12 protein-coding genes are annotated in these 12,941 nt (G+C 34.8%); 3 read left to right on the forward strand and 9 right to left on the reverse strand.

Annotated elements, in window-relative coordinates; all coding sequences use genetic code 11:
* Window positions 1–211: 211 nt before the first annotated feature.
* From cra to glnA, 8 genes are all read right to left on the reverse strand, one after another.
* Window positions 212–1,216: a catabolite repressor/activator gene (gene cra, locus BQ5209_RS09580; protein WP_085248467.1), complete on the reverse strand. Its 1,005-nt coding sequence runs from the start codon at window positions 1,214–1,216 to the stop codon at window positions 212–214.
* 190 nt (window positions 1,217–1,406) lie between these two features.
* Window positions 1,407–2,162 carry an iron ABC transporter ATP-binding protein gene (locus BQ5209_RS09585; RefSeq protein ID WP_085248469.1) on the reverse strand — a complete coding sequence of 252 codons (756 nt, stop codon included), beginning with the start codon at window positions 2,160–2,162 and terminating at the stop codon, window positions 1,407–1,409.
* The gene (locus BQ5209_RS09590) at window positions 2,159–3,130 is read right to left on the reverse strand and encodes an iron chelate uptake ABC transporter family permease subunit (protein WP_085248471.1); all 972 of its coding nucleotides are present in this window, start codon (window positions 3,128–3,130) and stop codon (window positions 2,159–2,161) included. The genes BQ5209_RS09585 and BQ5209_RS09590 overlap by 4 nt, the downstream gene beginning before the upstream one ends.
* Complete coding sequence (locus BQ5209_RS09595; protein ID WP_085248473.1) at window positions 3,120–4,079, reverse strand: ABC transporter permease; 960 nt, start codon at window positions 4,077–4,079, stop codon at window positions 3,120–3,122. The genes BQ5209_RS09590 and BQ5209_RS09595 overlap by 11 nt, the downstream gene beginning before the upstream one ends.
* Before the next feature lie 8 nt (window positions 4,080–4,087).
* A complete protein-coding gene (locus BQ5209_RS09600; protein ID WP_085248475.1) occupies window positions 4,088–5,041 on the reverse strand; it encodes a siderophore ABC transporter substrate-binding protein in 954 nt (317 codons plus the stop codon).
* A 218-nt stretch (window positions 5,042–5,259) separates the two neighbouring features.
* Complete coding sequence (glnG, locus tag BQ5209_RS09605) at window positions 5,260–6,714, reverse strand: nitrogen regulation protein NR(I) (RefSeq protein WP_208610018.1); 1,455 nt, start codon at window positions 6,712–6,714, stop codon at window positions 5,260–5,262.
* Window positions 6,715–6,725: 11 nt separating this feature from the next.
* Complete coding sequence (gene glnL / locus BQ5209_RS09610; RefSeq protein ID WP_085248479.1) at window positions 6,726–7,775, reverse strand: nitrogen regulation protein NR(II); 1,050 nt, start codon at window positions 7,773–7,775, stop codon at window positions 6,726–6,728.
* A 75-nt stretch (window positions 7,776–7,850) separates the two neighbouring features.
* Window positions 7,851–9,260, reverse strand: a complete 1,410-nt coding sequence (glnA, locus tag BQ5209_RS09615) for a glutamate--ammonia ligase (protein WP_085248481.1) — start codon at window positions 9,258–9,260, stop codon at window positions 7,851–7,853.
* A gap of 579 nt (window positions 9,261–9,839) precedes the next feature.
* On the opposite strand from glnA, the gene BQ5209_RS09620 reads away from it, so the two are divergent.
* Genes BQ5209_RS09620 through gpsA form a run of 3 tightly spaced genes read left to right on the forward strand, consistent with a single transcriptional unit; the run spans window position 9,840 to window position 11,844 of the window.
* The gene (locus BQ5209_RS09620) at window positions 9,840–10,280 is read left to right on the forward strand and encodes a rhodanese-like domain-containing protein (protein WP_085248483.1); all 441 of its coding nucleotides are present in this window, start codon (window positions 9,840–9,842) and stop codon (window positions 10,278–10,280) included.
* 24 nt (window positions 10,281–10,304) lie between these two features.
* The gene (secB, locus tag BQ5209_RS09625; RefSeq protein ID WP_085248487.1) at window positions 10,305–10,787 is read left to right on the forward strand and encodes a protein-export chaperone SecB; all 483 of its coding nucleotides are present in this window, start codon (window positions 10,305–10,307) and stop codon (window positions 10,785–10,787) included.
* 40 nt (window positions 10,788–10,827) lie between these two features.
* The gene (gene gpsA, locus BQ5209_RS09630; protein WP_085248489.1) at window positions 10,828–11,844 is read left to right on the forward strand and encodes an NAD(P)H-dependent glycerol-3-phosphate dehydrogenase; all 1,017 of its coding nucleotides are present in this window, start codon (window positions 10,828–10,830) and stop codon (window positions 11,842–11,844) included.
* A 67-nt stretch (window positions 11,845–11,911) separates the two neighbouring features.
* Here gpsA and BQ5209_RS09635 read toward each other — a convergent pair whose 3' ends face one another.
* Window positions 11,912–12,886: an ornithine cyclodeaminase family protein gene (locus tag BQ5209_RS09635; protein ID WP_085248491.1), complete on the reverse strand. Its 975-nt coding sequence runs from the start codon at window positions 12,884–12,886 to the stop codon at window positions 11,912–11,914.
* Between the last annotated feature and the right edge of the window lie 55 nt (window positions 12,887–12,941).

The following is a 12,941-nucleotide window of genomic DNA, read 5'->3' on the forward strand; positions in this document are numbered from 1 at the left end:
ATACCTCTGGGTTAAAATGTTGGGTCGACTAAATTGACTCAGCCAATATAAATCCTTGAATTAACATTATTGAATCGTTTCAGCAATAATGAATAAATTAACATTAATTATCAAATAAATTATGTCTATTGATAAGTAATTTGTGATCTGGATCTTATTTTTTATTTAAACTATTTTAAAACTAATATTACTTTTGGTGCCTATCAATATCTTAACGGCTTAAGCTACCTCGATAGATCAATCTCCTCGGAATTATTGTCGTACCCGATTGGTAATTTTCATTATGCAAATAGTTTAAAAACAGTTTCATTGTTATATTCGCAACTTCTTTATGATCTTGTGCAAGCGATATGACATTACATGGTAAAAAATCTAACAACTCATTATCGCCAAAGGTAGCAATAGTTAAAGTATCGGGTAAATGTCCAAATTTTCTTAAAATTGCATCAATACTTCCTTGTAATAAAGAAAAGGAAGTAGTAAAAATGCCATTAGGCATCTCATGACTTTCTAACCATTGGCTAAAGGCAAAATCAGCATCTTGACGACTATAGTTATTTGCATATAAAAAATCAATTTTATTGCAATTATTAAGCTGGATATCTTGAAAGCCATCTAGACGAAGTTGACTAACAGACAAGTCTGGTAAAGCCCCAATATAAACCGCTGAATCTTCTACAAAATTATTAAATGCTTTGGCTAGTGATTTAGAATCCTGTCTATCCGCCCCTACAATATTTCTAAATTTAGAGATGGATAATATTCTATCAAGTGCAAATAATGGGATCTTTTCGTTTTGCCAGCTATCATAAAAAAGATAATCCTGAGTAGAAACAAATGACGATGAAATAATTAAAGCATCTACTCGGCGTTGCTGAAGATGCTTAACGCACTCTTTTTCGATGTGTGGATTATCTTCTGAACATGCAAGTAATAACTGATATCCTTCTTTTCTTACCAGCTGTTCTAAATAATTAGCGATGCGGGTATAACTGTTGTTTTCTAAATCAGGAATAATAAAACCGATAGTACGGGTTTTACCGGCTCTAAGTCCTGCTGCTACGGCATTAGGTTGGTAATTATGCGCTTTTACCACCGACATGACTTTTTCAACTGTTTTGTCACTCACGCGATACTTTTTGGCTTTTCCATTAATCACATAACTCGCTGTTGTTCTTGAAACACCCGCCAAAAGAGCGATTTGTTCTAATTTCATAACACTATCTCAGCTAAAATATAGTTAGTTATTTAACCTGAATCAGAATAATTTGTAAATACTGATTCTAATGTCTACTCAATAAGTTAGCTATATTTTACGTTTTGCAAAAAGCCTAAATACAAAAAGGGTTGATCCAAAAAAATAGGATTTCGCAAAATCCTATCAATAACAATAAGTACATTAGTCACTAGTAATAAATAGCAATATTTTGATCATGGACATTTTCAATTTTGACTGGAGTATCAAATATATCTTCTAAAATAGTCGCATTCATAATTTGTTGAGGGCTACCTTGGTATATTAGTTCGCCATTTTTCATGGCTAAAATGTAATCAGAATACACAGATGCAAAGTTGATATCATGAATAACAATCACAATTGTTTTACCCAGTTCATCGGCAGCACGGCGCAACTGTTTCATCATAGCAACAGCATGTTTCATATCGAGATTATTGAGCGGTTCATCAAGTAATACATATTCAGTATCTTGGCAAAGTACCATGGCAACATAGGCTCGTTGTCGTTGCCCACCTGATAATTCATCTAAAAAACGATCTTTATATTCGGTAAGATTTAAAAAATCAAGGGCACGATGAATATGGTTATAATCATCAGCATTTAATCGACCTTTGGTATAAGGGTAGCGTCCAAACCCGACTAACTCGAAGACAGTCAATCTACTGGTAAAACGGTTTTCCTGCCTTAATACGGATAAATAGGTGGCAAGTTTATCACTCGGTGTATTTACAACATCCATATTTTGGATTTTAACTTGCCCTTCGTCAGCTAATAAAAGTCGACTGATAATCGATAGTAACGTCGATTTACCCGCACCATTTGGACCAATAATGGCAGTAATGCCGCCTTGTGAAATGGTCGCACTGACATTTTTTAGTACAGGTATTGTTTGATAGTTTTTACTAACATTAGCAATTTTTATCACATCCTAACCTTTTTCAATAATAAGAAAATAAACAAAGAACCACCAATAAATTCGATCACAATGGATAATGCACCAACCATATTTAATACTCGCTCTAAGAGCATTTGCCCACCAACAAGAAAAATAACACCTAATAAAAAAGCAGTAGGGAGTAAAAAACGATGTTGGCTTGATCCACTAATACTATAAGCTAAATTAGCAATTAAAAGACCTAAGAACGTAAACGGTCCAACTAATGCTGTTGATATCGACACCAAAACAGAGACTAGCAACAAAATAATAGTGATATTTTTTTGGTAATCAATACCTAAATTTATTGCATTATCACGCCCCAAAGCTAGCACATCAAACTTAAATCGCATTCGCCATAAAAATAGACCAATAATAGTTGTAATCACCAATGAAAAGATGATCAATATAGGCTCTGCGCGTGTAAATGTCGCAAAAATACGACTTTGTAGCACAGCAAATTCAGACGGCGTCATCAAACGCTGCAATAAATTAGAAAAACTACGGAATAATGTACCTAAAATGATACCGATTAATAACACCAAATGTAAGTTTTGCTTGAGCTTAGTAAATAAACCTCGATACAAAAATAGAGAGAATAAGATTAATAACAGTGATTCAACTATAAATTTGCCAACAATACCGATATAAGGAATGCCTTGTGAATCAATAAAAAAGATCACAACAGTTTGAATGAGTACAAATAGAGATTCAAACCCCATAATTGAAGGAGTTAAAATTCTATTATTAGTGATCGTTTGAAAAAGCAATGTTGATGTTGCTGCCGAAAAAGCAACTAAAATCATAGTTAGCATAATCCATGTTCGATGGATCAAAATGTAACTGATATTGCCCTTTAGGCCAAAGACCATAAAGCAAATTACGCAAATTAGCGCAATAATAAACAATAAAAATACTCTTTTTTGGCATAAACAATGGCGTTTTTGGCTAACTAACATGGCGTTTTCGACTCAACAATATTAAAAAAATAATAGCACCAACTACACCAAGAATTACGCTAACAGGAATTTCAAAAGGATAGCGAATAATACGTCCAATAATATCGCAAATTAAAACTAATCCACTACCAAATAAACAGATCCATGGAATGGTTTTACGGACGTTATCACCAAATAATAAACTAACAATATTGGGCACAATCAATCCTAAAAATGGTAAAACGCCAACTACCACAACAACAATACCACCGATTAATGCAATAACAATCAGTCCAGTCAACATAACACGGCGATAATTAAGTCCCACATTGATCGAAAAATCTCGACCCAATCCGGCCACAGTAAATTGATCTGCGCTCCAACAAGCGAGTAATGTCAATCCACCGACCAGCCATAATAGCTCATAACGACCTTGTAAAATGCCAGAAAAATCACCTGATTCCCAACCACCCAGTGATTGTAACAAATCAAAATACATAGCAAAAAATGTGGTAATTGCGCTAATAACAGATCCTAACATAATACCAATAAGTGGTACCATCAAAGTGGATTTAAAAATTACTTTTCGAGAAATTGCCATAAAAATCATTGTACCAATCATGGCAAATAAGCTGGCAATAACCATTTTAGTCATAACACTTGCGCCAGGTGCTAAAACCATCATTACTAATAAGCCAAGACTAGCAGATTGAGTTGTACCAACCAAAGAGGGTTCAACAAATCGATTTTGTGTTAGCAGTTGCATAATTAAACCAGCAACACTCATAGCACTGCCAGCTAATAATAAAGCAGCTGTTCTAGGTACGCGGCTTACAAAAAAAATCTCGCGCATATTGCTATCTGACCACAGTTCAAATAGCGTTACATGCCCTGCACCAATAAATAGACTTATTGCAGTCATTATCAATAAAATGAAAATGCCTGCAATAAAATAAAACGACTTAACCATGAGTCACATCAATTTGTTGATGTTTTATGTAAAGCTTCACTAATTTGATCCATCAAACGACTATAAGTTTGAATACCGCCTGCGATATACATTGAAGTTGAATCTAAATAGATAACATGTTGATTTTGCCATGCCGCTGTTTTTTCAATTAAGTCATTGCTTAGTACTTGCTGTGCAGATTGTGCTTCTTTATTACCTATTGCACTATCTCTATCTAATACAAACAACCACTGTGGGTTAACACTTAAGATAAATTCAGAGGTCACCGGATTACCATGACGTCCAGCTTCTTGAAATGTGGTTGCAGGTTTAAAACCAAGTATATCAAACACAAAACCAAAACGAGATTTTGGACCATAAGCGGACATTTTACCGCCATTAACCATAATGACTAATGCACTTCCGGCAGTGCTTGTTTTTGGTTTTAGTTGTTCAATTTTTTGATTAAAATTAGCAATAAGCTTTTTAGCTTCATCTTGCTTATTAAAAATAGTGCCTAATTGCTCTGTTCTTTGCGTTAAACTACCTAAAAAGTCTTTTGAGTCAATATCTAAAGAGACCGTTGGAGCAATGTCATTTAATTTTTTATAAGCATCATTAGCGCGACCACCAGCAATAATAACATCAGGCTCAATTGTGCTTAATACCTCATAATTTGGTTCAAATAAGGTCCCAACATTAGTATAGGTTTTATCGCTATATTTAGATAAAAAATCAGGTAAATGTACATCAGATTGCGGAACAGCCGACACAGGAATATTCAAAGCATCAACAATATCAAGTGTTGCAATATTAAAAACAACGACTTTTTTAGGATTTTCAGGTACATCAGTTTTGCCTTGAGCATGTTCAACGGTAACCTTTTTCACAGGTGTTTGCTGTTCTTTTTTATTGTCACATCCAACTAAAACAAGTAATACAGTAAGTAAAACTAAAAATTTTACTTTGATATATGAATACATTATAACTCCTAATTATCAGCCTAAATAAAAAACCAAAAAATGATAATTATAATAATTATCATTTACATTATGATTGTAACCAAAAAATAGGTAGGGTTCAATGAACTTTAAATTTTTAACAACGCAATATGCTATGAAAGATGGGGTAAATAGCTGTAAAATGAATAAATAGATTAAAAAGCTATCGATTCATTCGATAGCATAATGAATATTGGCAGTTATAGGCCGCTATTGGGATCAAGCGATAACTCTTTAAGTTTTCGAGTCAATGTATTACGTCCCCACCCTAATAGATGGGCAGCATCTTGTTTATGACCACGAGTAAAATTCAGTGCACTTTTTAATAAGATACATTCAACTTCATTTATTACTTCAGTCAAAATGCCAATTTTACCTTCTATTAGAGCTTGTTTTGCCCATTGTTCTAATAATATTTTCCAATCAGCCTCTTGTTGAGAAACATGATCGGCAGGTAAAGTAATATTATCATTTTTAACACATGTTTTAGCTGTTGGTAACTGTAACAACTCTGGCGGCAAATCTTGAACCAAAACCTCTTGATTAGAAGACATCACCGTAATCCAACGACAAGTGTTTTCAAGCTGGCGTACATTACCAGGCCAATTAAATCGACACAAAACACTTAATGCTTCGGGACTTAATACTTTACTTTCTACGCTTAATTCTTTTGCTGTTGTATGTAAAAAATGCTCAGCAAGTTTTGGAATGTCCTGGGCTCTATCACGTAAAGGAGGAAGTAATATACGAATCACATTTAAACGATGAAACAAATCATTTCTAAATTTTCCTTCTCTTACTCTTGCCTCTAAATCTTGATGTGTAGCAGCAATAATACGAACATCAACTTTGACGGGCGAATAGCCGCCAATACGATAAAACTGTCCATCAGCAAGCACTCTTAATAACCGAGTTTGCACATCAAGTGGCATATCACCAATTTCATCTAAAAATAAAGTCCCTCCATTAGCTTGTTCAAAACGCCCATGTCTAATTTGAGCCGCACCAGTAAATGCGCCTTTTTCATGTCCAAAAAGCTCAGATTCAATCAAATCTTTAGGGATTGCCGCCATATTTAATGCAATAAAAGGTGATTGAGAACGAGGGCTATGGGTATGTAATGCCTTAGCAACCAACTCTTTACCTGTTCCTGACTCACCATTAATTAACACACTAATAGAAGATTTAGATAATCGACCAATAATACGAAACACTTCTTGCATTGAAGGCGCTTCGCCAATAATACTTGTCGATGCTTTTACTGTAGTATTATGGTTAGTTTTGTTACTTTGAGTTTGTAAAATAGCCCGTTCAACAAGCTGAATAACTTCGTCCACATCAAAAGGCTTAGGAATATAATCATAAGCGCCTTTTTGATAGGCATTTACTGCCGCATCGAGATCGGAATGGGCAGTCATAATGATAACAGGTAATTCAGGCAATTTTTCTTTAACATAATGAAGCAATGTTAAACCATCAATTCCTGGCATTTTAATATCTGAAATTAATACCGATGGCTTTTGAGCATAAGTAACCAAGGCATCCATCACCTCTTGACCTGTCGAAAAACTGACACAATTTAAATGAGCATTAGTTAATGCCTTTTCTAGTACCCACCGAATAGAGCTATCATCATCAACAATCCAAATATTCATTTTAATACACCTCATTGCCTAATTGGCAAATAGACACAAAACGCGGTATGCCCAGGCCAACTATTAAATTCAATTTTACCATGATGTTGATCAACAATATTATGCGCAATTGAAAGCCCAATACCTGTACCGCCTTCATAACCGCTCACCATAGGATAAAACAAGGTATCTTGTATATGAACAGGCACACCGGGCCCGGTATCTTCAACATCAATACGAGCACACAAACGATAACGCTGTCCATGTAAAGTAACCTGAAAAGCCGTTCTTGTCCTAATGATAATTGTGCCGCGATTAGAACCGATGGCCTGTAAAGCATTACGCACAATATTCAAAATTACCTGCTCTATTTGTTCTGAGTCATGAATAAAATCAGGTAGACTTGGATCATAATCACGCAGAATTTCAATATTGACTGGTTTTTCTAAACACAACAAAGCATAAATACGCTCTATTGCTTGATGTATACTTTGTTCTTTTTGTTGCAATCGTTGTTGTGGTCCTAATAATCTATCTACGAGATTTCGCAATCTATCTGCTTGCTCAATAATAATTTTTGTATAATCTTGCAATTCATTGTTCGGTAATTGTCGTGATAATAACTGCGCTGCCCCTCGAAGCCCACCTAGTGGATTTTTAATTTCGTGAGCAAGTCCACGAACCAATTCGCGAGCGGCACTCTGTTGCGCTTGTTGCAATTGTTCTTGACTAAGACGCTTGTGATTATTTAATGGTGCCATTTCAATTAAAATTTGACCATTAGTTAATTGTTGAGCCGTTAACGTTAAAATATGTAACTCATTATTAATAACTAAATTGACTTCATTATCTGTAAACCCTTGATTTTGCTTTAATGTACTGAGCATTAAATCAATATTCAAAGAGAAATAACTTGATAAATCAGGAAGATATTTATCTAATATTTTTTTAGAACTTTGTCCTAACAACTGCTGCGCGGCAGTATTGACATAAAGAATATTAAGTTTGGTATCAAGCAATAAAATACTTGTAATCATAGAATCAAGAACAAGATTAGCATCAGATTCATTATAAAATGTCATCGTTGATTTTCCGTCCTGATTAAAAACCACCACAAGTTAGCGGTGGTTTAATGATTTAAATTACTATAAATTAACTTATAGACTATAGTACATTTCAAACTCAACTGGATGTGGTGTCATACGTACACGATCAACATCTTGACGTTTTAAATCAATGTATGCATCAATAGTATCATTAGTAAAGACATTACCACGTGTTAAGAATTCACGATCTGCATCTAATGCATTAAGAGCTTCTTCAAGCGAACCCGCGACTTGAGGAATTAATTTAGATTCCTCTGGTGGTAAATCGTATAAGTTTTTATCCATCGCATCACCAGGGTGAATTTTATTGATAATACCATCTAAACCGGCCATTAACTGTGCAGCAAATGATAAGTATGGATTACCAGCAGGATCTGGGAAGCGAACCTCAATACGGCGTGCTTTAGGGCTAGTCACAACAGGAATACGAATTGATGCAGAACGATTACGAGCAGAATAAGCGAGCATAACTGGTGCTTCATAGCCCGGTACCAGACGTTTATAAGAGTTAGTTGCAGGATTAGTAAATGCATTAATGGCTTTAGCATGTTTAATAATACCACCAATATAGTATAGTGCCATTTCAGACAGACCCGCATATTTATCACCAGCAAATAAATTTACACCATCTTTCGCTAATGATTGGTGACAGTGCATACCGGAACCATTATCACCAAAAATTGGTTTTGGCATAAAGGTCGCTGTTTTACCATATGCATGTGCTACATTTTGTACAACATATTTGTAAATTTGTACTTCATCAGCTTTTTTAGTTAGCGTATTAAAACGACATGCAATTTCGTTTTGACCCGCTGTTGCAACTTCATGATGGTGAGCTTCAACTACTAAGCCAAGTTGCTCCATAATTAAGCACATTTCAGAACGGATATCTTGTGATGAATCAACAGGTGGAAGTGGAAAATATCCCCCTTTAACACCAGGTCGATGCCCTTTATTACCTTCTTCGTATTTTGTACCAGAATTCCAAGCCGCTTCAATATCATCGATATGTACGAAGCTACCTGACATCGGAGAACCAAAACGAATATCATCAAATAAGAAAAATTCTGGTTCAGGTCCAAAAATAACAGTATCAGCAATACCTGATGATTTTAAAAATTCTTCGGCACGTTTAGCAATTGAACGCGGGTCACGATCATACCCTTGCAGCGTTGCAGGTTCTAAAACATCACAACGGAGATTTAATGTTACATCTTCAAAAAATGGATCGATAACAGCACTTGATGCATCTGGCATTAACACCATATCTGATTCATTAATACCTTTCCAACCAGCAATTGATGAACCATCAAACATCTTACCATCTTCAAAAAAATCTTCATCAATTTGACTAACGGGAATCGTAACATGTTGTTCTTTACCTTTTGTATCAGTAAAACGTAAATCAACAAACTTGACATCATTTTCTTTAATAAGTGTTAAAACTTTTTGTGTAGACATGTATCTTCTCCATTGAGGACAAATAATAATTGTTCAGTTTATAAGGCATTCTAACTAAGTTGTTATAGCGTATGCAAATATGATGCCATTTTTCCAACTCTATTTTTCAGTGGATTTACCAGCACCCATAGTAACAGAAATATCGCAGTTGCACCAAAAAAAAGCAAAAGCGCACCAAGTTTGTGTATTAACTTACTTCATAATATGCCGTTAGTTAAATATAAAATTCATATACCCATATTTAAAACTATAATAAATTGTCATATTACTACTACAGTAAAAAGGTAAAGATAACATTATTCAAACTATATTGGCTCTTTGTGACCTAAGATGATTAACTGCAATGTTATCTGCCCTCTGCCATGCTTAATTGCATATTCTAAAAAATAAAAATATAAACAATAAGATAACTTAATTAAAGCACATGAAAGTATGCGATTATGCCAAACATTTTTTATGACCATTTAAAATAAAACAAGTTGCTATAAAACAATTTTTCAGTTATTGGCACTGTATTTCGTTACACAATATCGCTATAATCTCTTCTTATATTGAAAAAAACTAGGTAATCATACAAGTATGGACTTTATTACACTCGAAATTCTACCTTTTGTAAAAAATCATCTTTTACTCTCATTGGGTTGGATTGTGCTGTTTATTGCAATCATTGTACTAACCATTAAAGGTAAGCTATCTAAAGTTAAAATTATCAATAATGCTCAAGCAATCCATATGATTAATAAGCAAGATGCAGTTATTATTGATATTCGTTCTGCAGATAGCTTTAAAAAAGGGCATATAACAGATTCTCATAATATTTTGCCTACCGACATTAAAAATGCAAGTGCAAAAACAATTGAAAAATTTAAAGAAAGCATTGTTATTTTGATTGATGAAAATGGTTTATCATCAGCAGGTATAGGTGAAATACTTGTCAAACAAGGTTTTTTAAATGTCTTTACCTTAAAAGACGGAATTGCTGGATGGAACGGCGAAAATTTACCACTAGTTAGAAAATAATATATTGAAAAATAAGGTTTTATCATGACAGAACAAAACAATACACAACAACCGGAAACACAGTTTGCTATTCAACGTATTTATACTAAAGACGTGTCGTTTGAAACTAATAATGTTCCAGAAATTTTCACTAAACAATGGAAACCGGAGTTAAATCTTGAATTAAATTCATCTTCACAAGTTTTAAGTGAAAATGTCTACGAAGTTGCACTTCGTGTCACTGTAACTGTAAAACAACAAAACGAAGTTGTGTATATCTGTGAAGTTACTCAAGCAGGTATTTTTTCACTTGTCGGATTTGATGAAAGCCAAATTCAACACTGTGTTGGCGCTTACTGTCCAAATATTTTGTTCCCTTATGCGCGTGAAGTTATTTCAAGTTTAGTCAGTAAAGGGACATTCCCACAAGTGAATTTAGAACCTGTAAATTTTGAAGCACTATTCATGAACTATATTCAGCAACAACAAGCTGAGCTTGATTCTAGTTCTAAAGAAATACTTCAATAATCACTGTGTTACAATTAACAAGCAATAAGTTTATTAGATTATTATGAAAAAAAATGCTGCTGTAACAGTAATTGGCGCTGGATCTTATGGAACCTCTTTAGCTATTTTACTAGCACGAAATGGTCATTCAACTTTACTATGGGGTCATAACCCTAATAAAATGGCCATTTTGCAGCAAAATCGGCAAAATAAACAATTTTTACCAGATATTCTTTTTCCGGATCTATTACACGTTGAAAGTGATTTAAAAACGGCAGTTTCAGCTGCACCCATTTTACTTATTGTGGTTCCAAGTCATGCGTTTGCAAACATTTTGACTGAAATTAAGCCTTTTTTACGTCAAGATACAAAAATCGTCTGGGCAACAAAAGGGCTTGAAGCAGATACCGGTCGCTTACTACAAGATGTAGCAAAAGAAATTCTAGGCGATAAAATTCCACTAGCGGTTATCTCTGGTCCAACTTTTGCCAAAGAAGTCGCATCTGGATTACCAACAGCAGTAACTGTTGCATCAACTGACCAATATTTTTTAAATCAACTGCAAACTTTATTCCATTGTAGCAAAAGCTTTCGAGTTTATAGCAGTAGAGATTTTATTGGCGTGCAACTTGGTGGCGCAATCAAAAATGTGATTGCTATTGGTGCTGGATTATCTGATGGACTTGGTTTTGGCGCCAATGCCAGAACAGCATTAATTACGCGCGGGCTTGCCGAAATGATGCGATTAGGGGCAGTATTAGGTGCAGATCCTGCAACTTTTATGGGAATGGCTGGACTGGGCGATCTGGTTTTAACCTGTACCGATAATCAATCTCGTAATCGTCGTTTTGGTATTTTACTTGGTCAAAACAGATCAATTCAAGAAGCCCAAGAAGCCATTGCTCAAGTTGTTGAGGGTTGCAAAAATACAAAAGAAGTTTGGTTACTCGCCCAAAAATATCATGTTGATATGCCAATCACTGAACAAATTTATCAAATCCTTTATGAGCATAAGGATCCGAAACAAGCAGCAATGGAATTACTCGGGCGAGCACAAAAAGCTGAACTAAAAAGCTAGTTTATACTTAATGGGCTAAATTACTAAAAGTTTTGACAAAATATTACTTAAGCTTAACGAGTAACGACTATAAATACGTCCCTATTCCTTTTTCTTTGGCTTTAAGATAGATATCGTAACCAATATACACATCTAATACTGCGGTTCCAACCGTTTTAAATAACGTAATTTGTTGATCATTTTGACGACATAGCATTGGATTTTGCACTAAATCCCCCAACTCTAGAAAGTCATTTTTCGACACTAATTTTTGTTTAATTGGATCAATAATATCACCGGCTTCAGCCAACACGCCCTCTTTGGTATCAAGCACTCGAATATTCGCGTTTTTAACAATGACTTCAGGAATTTCGTGCATGTGTGGTGTATAAGCACCTATGCCGTTAATATGGGTACCGGGTTTTACTTTATCGCCATTAAATGTTACAACTTTTGACGTTGTGACCGAAGTGATAATATCTGCTTGGCTAATCTCCTCATCCAAATTTTGTGAAAAATAAAGATTAGTCGAAAAATGGGAAAAATGGTGTTTCATATCAATCGTAAATTGTTTCGCTTTTTGGAAATCAATATCAAAAATAGCCACATCAGTTAGTGGACGAACAGTTAACATTGCTTCTAATTGGGATACTGCTTGTCCGCCTGTACCTATCAACACAGCTCGACTGGCATCTTTACGAGCCAATAAATCAGTTGCCGCGCCTTGAACAGCGCCTGTACGGAGCTGAGTGACAAAGGTACCATCTAACATTGCACAAACTTCACCTGTTTGTGGATCTAACATTAAAACTTGAGCGGGTACTGATGGTTTACCCAATTTAGGGTTGTTAGGAAATACTGAGACAATTTTGATACCCACAATATCGCTACCTTTAATATGTGCCGGCATAAACAGACATTGACCTTTTTGCATATCAAAGTTGATTCGTAATGGCACGTCACTATTTCCTTGAGTATAGATTTTCAAAGCTTGTTTATCCGCAGCTATCGCGGCTTTCATGGTATAACACTTTTCAATATCTTTGGCAGTTAAAATAAGCATTACTGTTCCTTATTATTAGTTTTCAAATTTATTTCATTTTTTAGTATCTATTATC

It is taken from the genome of Gilliamella mensalis (assembly GCF_900103085.1).
Classification (GTDB): domain Bacteria; phylum Pseudomonadota; class Gammaproteobacteria; order Enterobacterales; family Orbaceae; genus Gilliamella; species Gilliamella mensalis.